The sequence below is a fragment of the Lentibacter sp. genome, from assembly GCF_965657785.1.
Classification (GTDB): Bacteria; Pseudomonadota; Alphaproteobacteria; order Rhodobacterales; family Rhodobacteraceae; genus Lentibacter.
Map to the genome: position 1 here is coordinate 85099 of NZ_CBFHPP010000005.1, position 17363 is coordinate 102461.

Consider the following 17363-nt stretch of genomic DNA (forward strand, 5'->3'; position numbering starts at 1 on the left):
ATGCAAAAGGACCAGCCCGTTAGCGAAAACACCCTGCCACAAAGCCTCTGTTGTTTCTTTTTGCTTTAAATATCCTAGGGGGTCTGGGGGACTAGTCCCCCAGTTAAACCTATGGTCTGGGGGAGGGGTTCCCCAGCTTGCCCTGGGGTCTGGGGGCAGCGCCCCCAGCCGGTCGAATGGCCCGAAGGGCCATCCGAAATCAGGCCTCGTAATGCGCCTTGACGCGCAAGACTTCCTCGTTTGAACCAAAAATAAAAGGTGTGCGCGCGTGCAGATCAGGTGCCGTCTTGTCCAAAATCCGCGTTGTTCCATCATGCGCAGCGCCGCCTGCCTGCTCGATCAAAAAGGCGATCGGCGCACATTCATAAAGCATCCGCAGCCGTCCGTTTTCATAGCCCTTGCGCGCATCTGCTGGATAAAGAAACACACCACCCCGCGTGAGAATACGGTGGGTTTCCGCCACAAGGCTCGCCACCCAGCGCATATTCATGTTCTTCACTTTTGCCCCCGTCTCGCCAGCCTCACATTCTTCAATATAAGCCTTCGCGCCAGCGACCCAGTGGCGACGGTTGCTCGCATTGATCGCATATTCCTTCGTCGCCACAGGGATCTGCTTTCGCCTCTCCACAAGCACAAATGCCCCCGTCTCAGGGTCCATCGCATAGATCAGAACACCATCGCCAAAGGTCACAGCCATGCCCGTTTGCGGCCCAAAGACAATATAACCGCCCGCCACCTGCTCGCGCGCGGGGCGCAAGAAGCTCTCCTCGGCGCCGTCCTTGGCCTCAAAAATAGAGAAGATCGTGCCAATCGAAACATTCACATCAATGTTGGAGGAGCCATCCAGCGGATCAATCGCCAGCGCATATTTGCCTGCACCAAGGTCAAGCACGCCTTCTTGTTCCTCAGAGGCGTAATAGCGCACAGCCGTATCGCGCAGCGCCGCCTCAAACATCTCGTCTGCCATCACATCAAGCGCTTTTTGCCCGTCACCATCACTGTTTTCGCCCACTTCTTCACTGAGCGACGCGCCCAAAGCCCCCCGCGCAATGATCGCGGCAACGTCACGCCCGACACGGGTCAACGCCTCCATCACAGGCAGCAAATCGGCGGGGATATGATCGGGCGAAAGAGGCATGGACTGATTCCTTTAAACTGTCTGCTCTCCCTATCACAGATTTCTGACAGGATTTGAATCCCCCACACCGTCGCAACGTCACAGGCGCAACAGGCGTGAAACAGGCTTGGAGTTCGCCCCGTCTCACGGTTAGGCTTGCACAAAACAACGGGAGGAGGCCCCAATGAAGGGCATGATGATGCAGCAAGCGCTGCTGATCAGTGATATCTTGACCTATGCCGCCGATGCACATGGCGACAGCGAGATCATATCAGTGCGCCCCGAAGGCGATCTTCACCGCCAAACCTACCGCGAGACAGCGGCCCGCGTCGCCCGACTTGCCCATGCGCTCAAGGCGCAAGGCGTCGATACGGGTGATCGCGTGGCCACTCTGGCATGGAACGGCTACCGCCATTTCGAGCTTTACTATGGCGTTTCAGGGATCGGCGCTGTCGTGCACACGATCAATCCGCGCCTCTCCCCCGAACAGCTGATCTATATCGTCAACCACGCCGCCGATAAGATGCTTTTCACCGATGTCACATTTGTGCCGCTTCTGGAGGCCGTGAAAGATCAGCTTCCTCAAGGCCTCACCTATGTGGTGATGACAGACCACGCCCATATGCCCGAGAATACACTCGGCGCACTCTGCTATGAAGAGCTTCTCCAAGGCCAGCCAGAGCATATCGACTGGCCCCAGCTCGACGAAAACACAGCCGCCGCGCTGTGTTATACCTCTGGCACAACAGGCAACCCGAAGGGCGCGCTTTATTCGCACCGCTCCACAGTGCTGCACGCGCTGTTCGTGACGCTCGTCTTGGGCGCAGGCTATCCACCCGCTTCCAGAATTCTTCCCGTCGTGCCCCAGTTTCACGTCAACGCTTGGGGCCTGCCCTACGCCGCGCCGCTCATGGGGCATTCCCTTGTCATGCCAGGCGCAGCGCTCGATGGCCCCAGCCTCTTTGCTCTCATGGACAAGGAGAAGGTTTTCTCCGCTTGGGGCGTGCCCACAGTCTGGCAAGGCCTGATGGCCGAGATCAAGGCACAGGGCCATAAGCCCGAAGGCTTCTCAGAGGTCGTGGTCGGCGGCTCGGCCGCGCCACGCTCGATGATCGAGGGGTTTGAGACTATGGGCGTCGATGTCGTTCACGCTTGGGGCATGACCGAGATGAGCCCGATCGGCACCCATGGCAAAATGCCCGAGTGGATCAAGGCCAAAGGCTTCAAGGAGCAGATCGACAAGAAGTCTCTCCAAGGCCGCCGTATCTTTGGCGTTGATCTCAAAATAAACGACGAAGACGGCAACCGCCTGCCCCATGACGGCCTCGCCGCAGGCGAGCTGTTCGTGCGCGGCAACGGGATCATCTCGGGCTACTTTGAGAACGAAGAGGCCAGCAAAGCTGCCTTTGACGCCGAGGGTTGGTTTGGCACGGGCGATATCGCCAGCATTGACGAGCATGGCTTCCTCAACATTCAGGACCGCGCCAAAGACTTGGTTAAGTCGGGCGGCGAATGGATCAGCTCGATTGATCTGGAGAACACAGCTATCTCCCACGAGGCTATCGCCAGCTGCGCCGTCATTGCGATAGCCCACCCCAAATGGGACGAACGCCCCGTGCTGGTTGCCGTGCCCGCAGGCGAGGCGCGGCCCAGCCTTGAGGAGTTGCACGCCCATATGGCCGAGCATTTTGCCAAATGGCAGCTGCCCGATGATCTGGTCTGGGTCGAGGCCCTCCCCCTCACCGCCACAGGCAAGGTGAGCAAACTCACCCTGCGAAAACAATTTGAAGACTATACACTGCCGGAGCTGCGCACATGATGACCCCGTCAAATCTCTTTGATCTCACAGGCAAGGTCGCCCTTGTTACAGGCGGTGCCACAGGTATTGGCCGCATGGCCGCCGAGGGCCTTGTCGCCGCAGGTGCGCGGGTTCTGGTCGCCTCGCGCAAAGCCGAAGCCTGCGAGGCCGTCGCCGCCGAGCTGAACGCCATGGGCTATTCAGGCACAGCCGAAGGCTTTGGCGGCGATGTCGCCACCGAAGAGGGCATCAATACTCTGGTGGCTGAGGTGCAGAGCCGCACAGATACACTTCACATCCTGATGAACAATGCAGGCCGCTCTTGGGGCGCGCCAATGGGCCAGCACCCCTATGACGCTTGGGACAAACTCCTCAAACTCAATGTCCAAGGTATGTTCCACCTGACACAATCGCTTCTGCCCCTGCTTCTGAAAGCCGCCAGCCCTGAAGACCCCGCCCGCGTGGTCAATGTCGGCTCTGTCATGGGCGAGGTGCCCAAAGGCACAGCGACATATTCCTACGCCGTCTCCAAAGGGGCAGTGCACCACATGACCCGCGTGCTCTCAAACGACCTTGCACCCAAGTTCATCACAGTGAATGCCATCGCACCTGGCCCCTTCCCCTCCAAGATGACAGACTTCGCGCTTGGCTCTGAAGAGGGCCGCGCCCAATCGGCCAAAGGCGTGCCTTTGGGCCGCGTCGGCAGCCCAGAAGATATCGCAGGCGCGCTCCAGTTCCTCTGCTCGCGCGCAGGCGCATACGTGAGCGGCGCAATCCTGCCACTCTCTGGCGGGATGCAATCCGCCGCGCCAATCTCGATCTTCAACGAGGATCTCTAGTGCCCAGCCAACTGTCAGTAGACGAGATGCAGGCGCAGCTCGGCCAAAAGGTCGGCACAAGCCGCTGGTATGAGATGAGCGCCGCGCGCATCAAGGCCTTTGCCGATGTGACTGAAGACTGGCAGCCCATCCACCTTGATGACGCCGCAGGCGCAGCCAGCCCCTTTGGCAGCACAATTGCGCATGGCTTTCTGACGCTCTCGCTGCTCTCTGCCATGGCCTATGAAATGCCTGCCCTGCAAGGGGAAGCAATCGGGGTCAACTACGGCTTTGAAAAGGTCCGCTTTCTCTCGCCTGTCCCCACAGGCGCGCGCCTGCGCGGGCATTTTACCTTGGCCGAAATGTCGGCGCGGGAGGACGGCGGATATATGCTGACCTATGATGTCAGTGTCGAAATCGACGGCCAAACCAAGCCTGCCCTCGCCGCCCGCTGGCTTGGCCTGCGCTATCTGGAGCGCGCTTAATGCCCACGCTTATTCTCATTCGCCATGCCCAAGCCAGCTTTGGCGCTGCTAATTATGACGAGCTTTCCCCGCTCGGCCACGAGCAGTCCCGCGCGCTCGGGCAGGCGCTGAAGACGCTTGGCATTGCCCCCGATGCCGTCTGCCTTGGCGCGCAAAAGCGCCACCGCCAAACATTGGAGGGGATCAACGCGGCCCTTGGCCACAGCGCCCCGCCGCGCATCCTGTCAGGCTTCAACGAGTTTGACTTTGGCGGCCTTCTTGAGGCGCGCTATGCGGGCCGCACCCGCCCTGACAACCTGCACACAGAGCGCCGTGCGCATTTCAAAGCACTGCGCGAAACGGTATTGGAGTGGCAGCAAGGTGAAATCAGCGATCCGCCCGAAAGCTACTCCGCCTTCGCCGCCCGCGTCCGTGCCGCACGCACCGAGGCCATGAGCCAAGGCCACGAGACTGTGCTTGTCGTCTCCTCAGGCGGAGCCATAGGCCAGACTGTGAGCGACGTCATGGGCGCGCCCGTCGACGCCATGATCCGGCTGCAACTCCAGATCAAGAACTGCGCCATGACGCGGCTCATCGTGACGCCCCGTGCCGAACACCTGAGCACTTTCAACGAAACACCCCATATCACCGCCGCCAACGAAGCGCGGCTGCTGACCTATAGCTGAGGCCAAAATGACGGACGCAAACACACTTGATACAGAGGCGGTCAGCCAGTGGCTCAGCGCGCATCTCGACAGCTTCTCAGGCCCGCTGACAGCCGAGAAATTCGCCCAAGGCCAGTCTAACCCGACCTATCTCTTGAAAACCTCCACGCGCCATTACGTTCTGCGCCGCAAGCCTGCGGGGGTGCTGCTCAAGTCTGCTCACGCCGTCGAGCGCGAGTTTCGTGTGCAAAAGGCGCTGGCGGGTTCGGCTGTGCCTGTCGCGCAAATGCACCTACTCTGTGAAGACGCAAGCGTGATCGGCTCTCCCTTTTACGTGATGGAGGCGATCAAAGGCCGCAGCTTTGCCGAGCCGACCCTCAAAAGCCTCGCGCCCCCCGCGCGCTATGCCGTCCTTGACGAGATGAACCGCGTGCTCGCCGCCATCCACGATGTGGACATCCATGCCGCGGGCCTCGCCGATTATGGCCCCGAAGGCAATTATTACGCCCGCCAGATTGGCCGCTGGGCCAAACAATACGACGCCAGCCAGACCGCCGATATCCCCGATATGACCGCGCTGATCGACTGGCTGCAAAACAACATCCCCGAAGACGACGGCCAGCGCACGCTTGTCCACGGCGACTACCGCATCGACAACCTACTCTTCGCCCCAGACAGCGCCCAGATCAGCGCTGTGCTGGATTGGGAGCTGTCAACCATAGGTCACCCCTACGCCGATCTTGCCGCCGTGATCATGCAATGGTCCATGCCGCAAGGCGCCGAGGGGCGCGGCCTTCTGGGCATTGATCGTGCCGCCCACGGCTTGATCTCCGACGAAGCGTTTATCGCCGCCTATTGCGCGCGCCGCGGCCTTTCAGGCATAGACAATTTCGGCTTCTATCTGGCCTTCTCCTACTTCCGCATGGGGGCAATCCTGCAAGGCGTGCTCAAACGCGCGCTCGATGGCAACGCCTCCTCTCCTGACCAAGCCAAGCGCCTCGGCGCTTACGTTCCCGCCTTTGCCGAAGCGGGCCTCAAAGCCGCAAGGACCGTGACATGACCTCACTCATAGAAGCCCCCTACCCCTTTCAGGAAACGCTCGGCTTTACCGTCACCGACTGGTCTGACGGGGCCTGCACCCTGCACCAGCCCCTGCATGACCATCTCGGCAACCGTTACCGCATCCTGCATGGCGGCGTTCATGCCACCCTGCTTGACACCGCCATGGGCTTTGCCGTCGCCTATACAGGCGACCCCGCGCTGCGCCAGCTCGTCATGACCCTCTCACTCAACGTCAATTACCTCGGCGTTGCCACGGGCGAAGCTGTCATTGCTACGGGCCGCAAAACGGGCGGAGGCCGCAAAACAGCCTTCGCCGCAGGCGAGCTTCACGACAGCACTGGCGCGCTGGTCGCCACAGCCACAGCCGTCTTCCGCTATCGCGGCACAGAACAAAGGACAGAAACCAAATGAGCGACATGGTGCAACAAATGACTCTCGCCGCCCGCCCCGTCGGCGCGCCTAAGGACAGCGACTTTGCCTTGGTAGAGCGGCCCCTGCCAACGCCCGCCGAAGGCGAAGTGCTGGTGCGGCTTCACGCCTTCTCGCTTGATCCTTATATGCGCGGCCGCATGGATGACGCCAAAAGCTACGCCGCCCCCGTGCCCATCGGCGGCGTCATGGAAGCTGGCGGCGTGGGCGAGGTCATAGCCTCCCGCTCCCCCCATTTTGTTGTCGGCGATATGGCGTTTGGTATGTTTGGCTGGGCCAGCCACGGCTGCCTCCCCGCCAACCAGCTGCGCAAGCTCGACAACAGCCTGCCCGCCACAACAGCCCTTGGTGTCCTCGGGATGCCAGGCTTCACAGGCTGGTATGGCCTCACAGAGCTGGGCCGCCCCAAAGCAGGCGAAACGCTTGTGGTTGCTGCCGCCACTGGCCCCGTCGGCTCCATGGTCGGCCAGATCGCCAAGGCGCGCGGCCTACGCACCGTCGCCATCGCGGGCGGGGCTGACAAATGCGCCCTCGCGCTGGACAAATTCGGCTTTGACGCCGCAATCGACCATCGCGCCCATACTGACGCCAGCAGCCTGCGCAAAGCCATTGCCGAAGCCGCGCCCAAAGGCATCGACATCTATTTTGAAAATGTCGGCGGCAAGGTCTTTGAAGCCGTGCTGCCTCTGATGAACACTTTCGGGCGCATTCCCGTCTGCGGGATGATCTCGGGCTACAACGCTGGCGCCCTCGGCGGCGGAGCTGTGACAGAGGGGCCAGACAGGCTCCCCACGCTCTGGCGCTCTGTTCTGGTCAAGCAAATGTCGGTCAACGGCTTCATCATTTCAAACCACTATGAACACTATCCCGCCTTCCTCAACGAGGTCGCACCGCAGGTCGCCACAGGCACGCTCGCCTACCTTGAAGACATCACCGAAGGGCTGGAAAATGCCTCCCGTGCCTTCATGGCGCTTCTGGAAGGGGGCAACATCGGCAAGCAGATCATCAAACTGACCTGACAAAATCAGCCTTGGGCTCTGCCTGTGCAAACATGGCAGAGCCAGCCATATTTCCGCCACAATGCTTCATTTAGGGGCAACTAGAGCGCAGGCAACTAAATGTGCCTAAAATTCGTGGCATCCTTCCCAAAATGAAAACTTTATTCAATAGCCGCGATATGTTAGCCTTTCCTCAATAAATTCGTCAGTCGAGCAAATCGGCGGCACCTGAGGCAGAAAAAGGCAAAAGCTGTGAGACAGTGTATCTCCATGGCCCGTTTGGGTCCTATCTTCTTTGCATGGCTATTGATGCTGGCTGCGCTGCCAATGGCCGCGATTGCCGCGCCCTATGCCGCCCTCGTCATGGACGCACGCACAGGCGAAGTGCTTCATTCCGAAAACGCCGATACGCGGCTCCACCCCGCCTCCCTCACCAAAATGATGACGCTCTACATTGCCTTTGAAGCAATCGAAAAAGGCGAAATCAGCCTTGATACAAAAATCCGTGTCTCCAAGAACGCCGCCTCCGAGCCGCCCTCAAAGCTCGGCCTGCGGGCCGGCCAGCACATCACGCTGCGCCACTGTATCCGCGCCGCGGCGATCAAATCCGCCAATGATTGCGCCACAGCCATCGGCGAGGCCATCTCTGGCTCCGAAGCGAAGTTTGCCCGCCGCATGAACCGCACAGCGCTTGCCCTCGGCATGACCCGCACAACGTTTAAAAACGCCCACGGCCTCACCGAGAGCGGCCATATGTCCACCGCCCGAGACATGACGCTGCTTGGCCGACACGTGCTCTATGACTACCCCGAATATTACAACCTCTTCTCGCGCCGCACAGCCGACGCAGGCATCCGCGAAGTCGCCAACACCAACCGCCGCCTCCTCGCCGCCTATAAAGGTGCCGACGGGATCAAAACAGGCTACACCCGCGCCGCTGGCTTCAATCTTGTGTCCTCGGCCCAGCGCGGCAACGAACGCATTATCGCAACGGTCTTTGGTGGTCGCTCCACAGCCACACGCAACGCCCGCATCGCCGAGCTGCTCGATCTTGGCTTTCGCAAAGCCCCGAGCCGCGCCCGCCTGAACAAGCCCGACACGCCCGAATATGGCCTCGAAACAGGCCCGATTCTTGCCGACAACAACGGCAAATCAGGCAAAACCATCCGCCTCGTGACCGCCGTCAAAACAAGCCTGCGCCCGCAGATGCGCCCGCGTGAAGAGCCAGCGCCTGTGCTCGTCGCCATGAAAGACGACATCAAGGCCGCCCTCCTGGAAGCCCAAGCCGCAAGCGCTGTCACACGCGCAACCCCCAGCCCGACAGCAAGACCCACCGATCTGGTCCTTGCCTCGGTCCAAAGCGCCATCAAACCCCGCCCCAGCGCACGGGCACAGCCCCGCGAGGTCGTCACGCGCCTCTCTGGTGAGGGCGGCAAGCATTGGGGGATCAATGTGGGCCGCTTCAATTCGCGCTACCACGCCGAGCGCGCCCTGCTCAAAACAGCCCTCAACGAGATGGAAACACTCGACGGCTCGCTGCGCAGTGTCGTGAAACGTCCTCAAGGCTTTGAAGCCAACTTCAACGGCCTCACACGCGAGCGCGCCGAGACAGCCTGCCGCCGCCTTCAGGCGCGCAATGTGACCTGCTTCATGATGGGTCCAGGCTAAGCCGACGCCCTAATCCTGCTTGGGCTTGTCGTCATAGGCATCAGACAAAATCCGCTGCGCGTCCCCTTCGGGATCGTCATATTGGTTGGTCTTCAGCGTAAAAATAAAAAAGCCAAGCCCAACGCCGCCCAAGATCAAAGAGATCGGGATCAGATAACTCAGAATATTCAAATTCTATCCTCTCAGGCGCAGTGCATTGAGCGAAACTGTAATCGAAGACGCCGACATTGCCAAAGCCGCAATCAGAGGCGTCGCCATCCCCGCCACAGCCAGCGGCACCGCGATAATATTATAAACTGTCGCGATCTGGAAGTTCTCCTTGATACGGCGCACAGCCGAGCGCGCCGTTTCGGTGGCTTGCGCGATGGGTTCAAGATTGCCGCCCAACAGCACAATATCACTGGCCACACGCGCCGCGTCCAAAGCGCTCGCAGGCGAGATCGAAACGTGAGCCGCCGTGAGCGCCGCCGTGTCGTTCAGCCCGTCCCCCACCATCAAGACATGATGGCCCTCCGCCGCCAGCGCCGCAATGCGCTCGGCCTTTTCGCGCGGCAGAGCTTCCCCGATCCATGTCTCAATGCCGAGCCGCTCTGCCATCGCCTGAACCGCAAGCCGCGTATCCCCTGACATCAGGATCACATCTTTGCCCGCCGCCTTGAGCGCGCGCACGGCCTCTTCGGCCCCTGCGCGCAAACTGTCAGCAAATTCAAACGCCACAGCTGCGCCTTCGCCGCGTTGCAGCCAGCTGCTGGTCTGCTCGCCCGCTTCGGCGCCGACCCATGCCGCGCGGCCAAGGCGCACGCGCTGCCCCTCAAGCACCCCTTCCGCTCCATAACCCGGAACTTCGCTCTGCGCACTCAGCACCACAGGCGTCACACCCGACGCCTTGCCTGCAGCCCAGATCGCGCGCGCAAGCGGGTGCGACGAGCCTTCCGCAAGCGCCATAGCCAGCGCCATATCTTGTCGCGAGATCGCCGCGCCATTGGTCAGCTCGGGGGTGCCCTCCGTCAGCGTGCCTGTTTTGTCAAAAACAACAGTATCCACCTGCGCCAACCGCTCCATCGCGGTTTCATGCTTGATCAGCATTCCCTTGCGAAACAGCTTGCCGCTTGCCGCCGTGGTCACAGCAGGCACAGCAAGCCCAAGCGCACAGGGGCAGGTGATAATCAGAACCGCCGCCGCGATATTGAGCGCAACCCGCATATCGCCCGCATAAAGCAACCAGCCAAGAAACGCCAAAGCCGACAGAATATGAACCCCCGGCGCATAGAGCTTCGCCGCCCCGTCTGCCAGCGAGGTGTATTTTGAGCGCCCCGATTCAGCAATTGCCACCAAATCTGCCATACGGTGCAGCGAGGTTTCCTCGCCCACCGCAGTGGCGCGCAGTTTCAATGGCCCTGTCAGGTTCACTTCGCCCGCCGACACGGCTTGGCCCACGCCCGCAAAAACGGGCAGGCTTTCCCCTGTGAGCAACGAACGGTCCAGCTCGCTCTGTCCCTCAACGATTTCGCCGTCCACAGGCATACGCCCGCCAGGGCGCACCAGAATAATATCGCCAAGCCGTAGCTCCGCTGTCGGTAGCTCGCGCTCTTCCCCGTCAATCAGCAGCGTCACCCGCGGCACCTCCAGCGCGGCAAGCTCCTCCGCCGCCGAGCGCGCAATCGCGCGGGTGCGGTGGTCAAGATACCGCCCCGCAAGCAGGAAAAACGTGAGCGCCAGAGCCGCATCAAAGTAAGCGTGCTCGCCCGAAAGCGTTGTTTCCCAAAGCGAGGTGACAACAGCCAGCACAATCGCCAGCGTGATCGGTACATCCATATTCAGATGCCCGTGCTTCAGAACGCTCCAAGCGCTCTTGTAAAACGGCTGCCCCGAAAACAGAACTGTCGGCAGGGTAATCGCCGCCGATATCCAGTGAAACATATCCCGCGTGGCGTCCGCCGCCCCCGACCAGACCGACACGCTCAAAAGCATGACGTTCATCGCGGCAAAGCCCGCCACCGCGAGCCGCATCAAAAGCTCGCGGCCCGCCTTGTCGGTCTCGGTCGCGCTTAGCGTGCCCGCGTCCAGCTCATGCGCCTCATACCCGATCTCGCCCAACACTTGCACAAGCTGCTGCGCGCTCACGTCCTTCTCGGCCTCAATCGTCGCACGCTTCAGCGTCAGGTTGACCCGCGCACTCTTAACGCCGGGCTCCGCCGCAAGCCGCCGCTCCACTGCCGAAATACAGGCGGCGCAATGAATGGTCGGCAAAGACAAAGCAAGCCGCGCATCCTTTTGCGCGGCACGTTCGGCCAAGTCTTCCGCAGCAGGCGCCGCAGAACAGGCAGGACAAGCTGAGATACCAGTGCTCACGGCGGCTCCTTACTTCTTCACACGCAAGACAAGACGGCGGCTATAAAGTGTGCCGTCCTCGGCTGTTGCACTCATACGAATGTTCCAGTTGCCCGGCGCAAGGTCCACAGGCGCGACAAAAGCTGTGCCATCATGGGTAAACTCAAGCACCTGATCATCCTTGATCTGGGTTGCACGCCCCAAGACCGCGTTCATTTCGGTCGGATAAACAGGCGCGCCGTCGGGTCCGTTCATCACAAGCCGCAAGACACCGCCCTCGGCAACGGCGCTCACCTCCCAGCCCAAAGCCTCCTGCGCGGCCTTGCGCACGTCGAAGTTCTGACTGGCCACATAAGAGTTCTTCACTTCCAGCCCCGGAAAGGTCGCGACAGCATTGTAAGCCAGCGCCAGATTGACCGAAATGATCGTGGTAAAGGCCAGGAGCACAGTCACAAACATATGCCCCCCCATAAACTGGCCCACACGCGTCACGGATGTGCCAATCACAGTGCCCGCGGCAATACCCCAGAACATGATCGCCAGAAAGAACGGAAGGATCATCCAGGAATATTCCCCAAAGGACACGCCCAGCGTGATCAGCACTTTGTTGAGCTGAAGGCCAAGCCAGTATCCGCCGTATAATCCAACGAGGTTGGCAGCGACCCCGAGAAGAAACAAAGCGGCAAAATAGAGAAAGCCTTTTCCGTCTGATTTAGGTATTGCAACAGCAGCGCTCATCAGTTCGCCCTTCCATTAAAAATAGTGTCTTTATATGCGCGTTCACCAGAGGTGATATCTTCCGCCCAGATACGGATGTCCACACGCTCGCTCTCGGCAGGCTTTGAGCCTGGAGGCGCCACAACATAGGTCCGCACAAGATAAGTGCTGTCCGCAGGCACAGTCACAGTCTCGTAAGGGTTGCCCTCAAGCTGCAAGCGCACAGCTGGGTCGCCCTTCACAGTCACACGGAAAGGCCTGTCTTCCCCATGTTTGTTGAGCAGGCGGATTTCGTAAACGTTGCGGATCGAGCCGTCCGACAGCGTTACATAAGTCGGGTTGCGCACAGGCGCGACCGTCATTTCGATATCGGAGCGGATAAACAGCGCCACCACAAGCAAGATGCCGACGATTGACCAAAGCGTTGTGTAAAGGATCGTGCGGGGGCGCAAAACGTGCTTCCAGATCGGCTTCGGATCCATCCCCGCACGCTCGTTGGTTTCGTCTGTGAGCGCGATATAGTCGATCAGGCCACGTGGCTTGCCGATCTTGTCCATCACCTCGTCGCAGGCATCAATACACAGCGCACAGGTGATGCACTCCATCTGTTGCCCGTGGCGAATGTCGATCCCCATAGGGCAAACGTTCACACAGGCCATACAGTCGATACAGTCGCCATTGTCAGGCGAAACAGTGCCTTTGTGCAGCTTGCCGCGCGGCTCCCCGCGCCACTCGCGATAGGCCACCGTCAGCGTGTCTTCATCAATCATGGCAGCCTGAATACGCGGCCACGGGCAGGCATAAATACAAATCTGCTCGCGCGCAAAACCACCAAAGAAAAAAGTCGTCCCCGTCAAAATAAGGATCGTTGTATAGGCCACAGGATGTGCCGTGCCTTGAACCAGATTGCCAAGCAATGTCGGCGCATCAGTAAAATAAAACACCCAGGCCCCGCCCGTTGCCAGCGCAATCAGGAACCAGCTCACCCATTTGGTCAGCCGCATCCGAACCTTGGTAAAGTCCCAGTTTTTCTGGCGGTGCAAGCGCAGCCGCGCGTTGCGGTCGCCCTCGATCCAGCGCTCCACCAAGATAAACAGATCGGTCCAGACCGTCTGAGGGCAGGCATAGCCACACCACACGCGCCCCAAGGCCGAGGTAAACAGAAACAACCCCAACCCCGCCATCACAAGAAGACCCGCAACAAAGTAGAACTCATGGGGCCAAATCTCGATCCAAAGAAAATAGAAACGGCGGCTCGCCAAGTCGATCAGAACAGCCTGATCAGGCAGGCTTGGCCCTCGGTCCCAGCGGATCCATGGCGTGAGATAATAGATGCCCAAGGCAACAATCATGATCAACCACTTGAGATTGCGGAACTTGCCATAGACCTTTTTGGGAAAAATAGGCTCGCGCGCGGCGTAGAGGCTCGGCGGGGTGTTGATATCAGAATCAGACACGGACTCACTCCGTTAGATGGGTTTCTTCCCTATGTTTCTCGCAGTCTGGGCCACGTTCCTCTTTGACCTGAATCAAATTTATATTTTTGACGTATCTTTTATGCGCTTTTCACAAAGCACAGGCAAAACCGCGCCAAAGACCGCTCCAAAAGACAAAAAAGCCGAAGGATTTCTCCCTCGGCCTTTCGTTTAAATAGAGACACCGGACTTCCAGGAAACGCGCGAACAGGACGGAAGCGCCGGTGTCTCTTCCAAGGGCGCGAACGCCCTCAGAACTTGTTATTCACCACCACCAAGCTGGTGAACATATGTTGCCACGGCGCGGATCTGTGCCTCGGAGAGGCGCTCGTTCCAGTCCGGCATCACACCAAAGCGTGAGTTGTGAACCGTCTCGCTGATCGCCGCATAATCGCCGCCATAGAGCCAGATCGCATCCGCAAGGTTCGGCGCGCCTTGTGAGCGGTCGCCCGAGCCGTCTTCCATGTGACAGGCCGCGCAATTGTCTTCAAAGATAACGGCACCAGCCTCTACCAATGAGGGGTCTTTGGGCGGGTTCACATTCGGCGTCAGAGACATCACATAGTTGACGACTTGTTCGATCTCTTCTTCTTCCAGAAGCTCGTCGCGGCCATAGGCTGGCATCTCCGAATAACGTGAATCATCGTCTGTCTCGCTGCGAATGCCGTGCAGAAGCGTCAGATGGATGTCTTCCATCGTGCCGCCCCAGAGCCAGTCATCATCCTGCAGGTTCGGGTAGCCGACAGCGCCCGCACCGTTGGTCTGGTGACACTGGGCACACCATGTCTTGAAGACAGCCGCGCCCGCTGACTTGGCATAGCCTTCCAGCTCGGGATCTGTTGCAATCGAGGCCAACTCGACCGAGGCGAGCTTTTCGTTGATCGCCGCGTTCTGTGCCTCGACCTTGGCAATATCCGCCGCCACTTCGGCGCGCGTCGAATAGCCCAAGTAGCCAGCCGTCGCAGACTTAATCCCCGGCCAGGCTGGATAAGCAATGGAATACCAGATCGCCCAAACGATACAGGCATAGAAAATCCAGAGCCACCAGCGCGGCAGAGGGTTGTTGAACTCTTCAATACCATCCCAGCTGTGGCCGGTGGTTGAAGGATCTTCTTTTTTCACAGGTTGTTTTGCCATGTCTTAGGCCTCCTTTTCGCCGCCAGAAGTCTGGGCTGGCGCAGGCTTGTCTTCATGCCGGAACGGAATGTTCGCCACATCGCTGTAGGTCTTGCTCGCCCCCGGGCGAAACATCACCCAGAGGATCATCAGGACAAAGAAGGTGAACAAAGCCAAAAGCATCCAGCTGTCTGCAAATTGCCGCAAGAGTGAATAGGTTTCCATAGTGACCCCTCCTTAGCGGCTTGCATCGGCAGTGAAGGTCGAGAAGTCGACCAGCGTGCCAAGCATTTGAAGATAAGCAATCAGCGCATCCGCTTCCGAAACACCGGGCTGGCCGTCAAAGTTACGCACATTGACGTTTTCACCATAGCGCTCAAGCAAGCCGTCATAGTCGCTGTCAGGGTCGGCCTGCGCAAGGAAGTCGGCCTGCGCACTCGCCACCATCTCTTCGTTATACGGCACACCCACAAAAGCGTGTGTCTTCAGAAGATCGCCCATATATTCGCCCTCGAGCATCTTGTTTTCGAGGAAGCCATATTTGGGCATGACAGATTCAGGCACAACAGATTGCGGATCGCGCAAGTGGTCAACGTGCCACTCGTCCGAGTAACGGTTGCCAACGCGGGCAAGGTCTGGCCCCGTCCGCTTTGAGCCCCACTGGAACGGGTGGTCATACTGTGACTCCGCCGCCAGTGAATAATGGCCGTAGCGCTCCACTTCGTCGCGCATCGGGCGGATCATCTGGCTGTGGCAGACATAGCAGCCCTCGCGGATATAGACATCCCGCCCTGCCAGCTCGAGAGGCGTGTAAGGGCGCATACCCTCCACATCCTCAATGGTGTTTTCGAGCCAGAAGAGCGGTGCAATCTGCACAATCCCGCCAACAGTCACAACAAGGAAGGCAAAGATCGCAAGAAGCGTAACGTTGCGTTCAAGGACGCCGTGTTTGTCAAGAATAGCCATTCTCTATCCCTCCTTATTCTGCTGGGACGAGCTGGTTCGTGGCATCGACTGCCGGCGAACGTTTGACCGTCATCCAGAGGTTGTAACACATGATGACTGCACCAGCGAGGAACAGGGTTCCGCCCAAGCCACGCACAACATACATCGGGAACTTCGCACTCACCGTGTCCGCGAACGAGTTCACAAGGAAACCGTTGGCATCAACTTCGCGCCACATCAGGCCTTCCATGATACCCGTCACCCACATCGAGGCCGCGTAAAGAATGATCCCGATTGTGGCGAGCCAGAAGTGCCAGCTCACAAGACGCAAGCTATAAAGGCGCTCACGGTTCCAGAGCTTGGGCACAAGGAAGTAAAGCGCGCCAAAGGTGATCATACCGTTCCAGCCGAGCGCACCTGAGTGCACGTGGCCGATTGTCCAGTCAGTGTAGTGTGACAGAGAGTTCACAGCACGGATCGACATCATCGGACCTTCAAATGTGGACATCCCGTAGAAGCCCACCGAGATAACCATCATACGGATGATCGGATCGGTGCGCAGCTTGTCCCACGCGCCAGAGAGCGTCATCAGACCGTTGATCATCCCGCCCCATGACGGCATCCAGAGCACGATCGAGAACACCATACCCAGCGTCGAGGCCCAGTCAGGCAAGGCTGTGTAGTGAAGGTGGTGTGGACCCGCCCAGATATAGATGAAGATCAGAGCCCAGAAGTGGATGATCGACAGCTTGTATGAGAAGACAGGGCGCTCGGCCTGCTTTGGAATGAAGTAATACATCATGCCAAGGAAACCCGCTGTGAGAAAGAAGCCCACGGCGTTATGGCCATACCACCACTGTGTCATCGCATCCTGCACACCCGAGAACACCTGAACCGACTTGGAGCCGAAGATGCTGACAGGGATGCTCAGGTTGTTGACAACATGAAGCATCGCAACGGTGATGATGAAGCTGAGGTAAAACCAGTTGGCCACATAAATATGCGGCTCCTTGCGCTTGACGAGCGTGCCGACAAAAACCGCAAGATAGGCGAGCCAGACAATGGTCAGCCACCAATCCACATACCATTCAGGTTCTGCGTATTCTTTTGATTGCGTCGCGCCGAGCACATAGCCCGTGGCTGCCAGAACGATCATCAGCTGGAAGCCCCAGAAGACAAACCACGCCAGATTGCCGCCCCAAAGGCGCGCCGCGCTTGTGCGCTGCACCACATAGAACGACGTCGCAATCAGCGCGTTGCCGCCAAAGGCAAAAATAACCGCGCTTGTGTGCAACGGCCGCAAGCGCCCAAAGTTGGCAAAGCCCTGCGCCCACTCGAAGTTGAGCGCTGGAAACGCCAGCTGAAACGCGATTGTGACCCCAACAAGGAAGCCGACAACGCCCCAAAGCGCCGTCGCAATCACGCCAGCGCGCACCACGCCGTCCATATATTCGCCGGAAAGATCGACCGTGCTGGCCGGCTCCCCTGTTCTGCGCAATGTCCAGATGAAAAGTCCACCTGCAACGAGCGCTACCGTCAACGCGTTGACCAAATAAGCCAGGTCACGCGCATAGTTGGTCGCAATCAGCGCAAAAAGCGCAATGATTCCGAGCACAACCAGCTTGATGTAGTTACCCATGTTTCGTCCCTTCGTCTTACCCGCGCACGATTCTTTCGCGCATCAGGGCGATTTTCCTGGGTCCGTTTTCCTCCGAGCAGCAGATAGCTGCCTTGATCTGCATCAAGAAGCCTCTCCAAAT

At 59.2% G+C, this 17363-nt stretch carries 17 protein-coding genes; 8 read left to right on the plus strand and 9 right to left on the minus strand.

Annotated elements, in window-relative coordinates:
• Nucleotides 1–199 precede the first annotated feature (199 nt).
• Complete coding sequence (locus ACTF58_RS04790; protein ID WP_438990828.1) at nucleotides 200–1138, minus strand: class 1 fructose-bisphosphatase; 939 nt, start codon at nucleotides 1136–1138, stop codon at nucleotides 200–202.
• Between the two features lie 163 nt (nucleotides 1139–1301).
• On the opposite strand from ACTF58_RS04790, the gene ACTF58_RS04795 reads away from it, so the two are divergent.
• The 8 genes from ACTF58_RS04795 to ACTF58_RS04830 all read left to right on the plus strand — a co-directional run bounded on the left by ACTF58_RS04795 (nucleotide 1302) and on the right by ACTF58_RS04830 (nucleotide 9019).
• Nucleotides 1302–2936: a long-chain fatty acid--CoA ligase gene (locus ACTF58_RS04795; RefSeq protein WP_438990829.1), complete on the plus strand. Its 1635-nt coding sequence runs from the start codon at nucleotides 1302–1304 to the stop codon at nucleotides 2934–2936.
• Complete coding sequence (locus tag ACTF58_RS04800; RefSeq protein ID WP_438990914.1) at nucleotides 2936–3754, plus strand: SDR family oxidoreductase; 819 nt, start codon at nucleotides 2936–2938, stop codon at nucleotides 3752–3754. Before ACTF58_RS04795 ends, ACTF58_RS04800 begins: the two co-directional genes overlap by 1 nt.
• Nucleotides 3754–4218, plus strand: coding sequence for a MaoC family dehydratase (locus ACTF58_RS04805; RefSeq protein WP_438990830.1), 465 nt, complete (start codon nucleotides 3754–3756; stop codon nucleotides 4216–4218). Before ACTF58_RS04800 ends, ACTF58_RS04805 begins: the two co-directional genes overlap by 1 nt.
• On the plus strand, nucleotides 4218–4883 hold the full coding sequence (locus ACTF58_RS04810; RefSeq protein ID WP_438990831.1) for a histidine phosphatase family protein: 666 nt from the start codon (nucleotides 4218–4220) through the stop codon (nucleotides 4881–4883). Before ACTF58_RS04805 ends, ACTF58_RS04810 begins: the two co-directional genes overlap by 1 nt.
• A gap of 7 nt (nucleotides 4884–4890) precedes the next feature.
• Complete coding sequence (locus tag ACTF58_RS04815; RefSeq protein WP_438990832.1) at nucleotides 4891–5922, plus strand: phosphotransferase family protein; 1032 nt, start codon at nucleotides 4891–4893, stop codon at nucleotides 5920–5922.
• The gene (locus ACTF58_RS04820) at nucleotides 5919–6335 is read left to right on the plus strand and encodes a PaaI family thioesterase (RefSeq protein WP_438990833.1); all 417 of its coding nucleotides are present in this window, start codon (nucleotides 5919–5921) and stop codon (nucleotides 6333–6335) included. The genes ACTF58_RS04815 and ACTF58_RS04820 overlap by 4 nt, the downstream gene beginning before the upstream one ends.
• Complete coding sequence (locus tag ACTF58_RS04825; RefSeq protein ID WP_438990834.1) at nucleotides 6332–7372, plus strand: NADP-dependent oxidoreductase; 1041 nt, start codon at nucleotides 6332–6334, stop codon at nucleotides 7370–7372. The genes ACTF58_RS04820 and ACTF58_RS04825 overlap by 4 nt, the downstream gene beginning before the upstream one ends.
• A 249-nt stretch (nucleotides 7373–7621) precedes the next feature.
• Complete coding sequence (locus tag ACTF58_RS04830) at nucleotides 7622–9019, plus strand: D-alanyl-D-alanine carboxypeptidase family protein (RefSeq protein ID WP_438990915.1); 1398 nt, start codon at nucleotides 7622–7624, stop codon at nucleotides 9017–9019.
• A gap of 9 nt (nucleotides 9020–9028) precedes the next feature.
• Here the strand turns inward: ACTF58_RS04830 and ccoS are convergent, their stop codons facing one another.
• The 8 genes from ccoS to ccoN form a co-directional block, all read right to left on the minus strand.
• Nucleotides 9029–9190, minus strand: a complete 162-nt coding sequence (gene ccoS, locus ACTF58_RS04835) for a cbb3-type cytochrome oxidase assembly protein CcoS (RefSeq protein ID WP_438990835.1) — start codon at nucleotides 9188–9190, stop codon at nucleotides 9029–9031.
• 3 nt (nucleotides 9191–9193) lie between these two features.
• Nucleotides 9194–11371 carry a heavy metal translocating P-type ATPase gene (locus tag ACTF58_RS04840; protein ID WP_438990836.1) on the minus strand — a complete coding sequence of 726 codons (2178 nt, stop codon included), beginning with the start codon at nucleotides 11369–11371 and terminating at the stop codon, nucleotides 9194–9196.
• 9 nt (nucleotides 11372–11380) lie between these two features.
• Nucleotides 11381–12088, minus strand: a complete 708-nt coding sequence (locus ACTF58_RS04845) for a FixH family protein (RefSeq protein WP_438990837.1) — start codon at nucleotides 12086–12088, stop codon at nucleotides 11381–11383.
• Nucleotides 12088–13524, minus strand: coding sequence for a cytochrome c oxidase accessory protein CcoG (gene ccoG / locus ACTF58_RS04850; RefSeq protein WP_438990838.1), 1437 nt, complete (start codon nucleotides 13522–13524; stop codon nucleotides 12088–12090). Before ccoG ends, ACTF58_RS04845 begins: the two co-directional genes overlap by 1 nt.
• Before the next feature lie 279 nt (nucleotides 13525–13803).
• Nucleotides 13804–14679 carry a cytochrome-c oxidase, cbb3-type subunit III gene (ccoP, locus tag ACTF58_RS04855; RefSeq protein ID WP_438990839.1) on the minus strand — a complete coding sequence of 292 codons (876 nt, stop codon included), beginning with the start codon at nucleotides 14677–14679 and terminating at the stop codon, nucleotides 13804–13806.
• Between the two features lie 3 nt (nucleotides 14680–14682).
• Entirely contained in the window at nucleotides 14683–14883 is a 201-nt protein-coding gene (locus ACTF58_RS04860) for a cbb3-type cytochrome c oxidase subunit 3 (protein ID WP_438990840.1), read from the minus strand.
• 12 nt (nucleotides 14884–14895) lie between these two features.
• Complete coding sequence (ccoO, locus tag ACTF58_RS04865; RefSeq protein WP_438990841.1) at nucleotides 14896–15624, minus strand: cytochrome-c oxidase, cbb3-type subunit II; 729 nt, start codon at nucleotides 15622–15624, stop codon at nucleotides 14896–14898.
• Between the two features lie 13 nt (nucleotides 15625–15637).
• Nucleotides 15638–17242, minus strand: coding sequence for a cytochrome-c oxidase, cbb3-type subunit I (gene ccoN / locus ACTF58_RS04870; RefSeq protein WP_438990842.1), 1605 nt, complete (start codon nucleotides 17240–17242; stop codon nucleotides 15638–15640).
• Nucleotides 17243–17363: the final 121 nt, after the last annotated feature.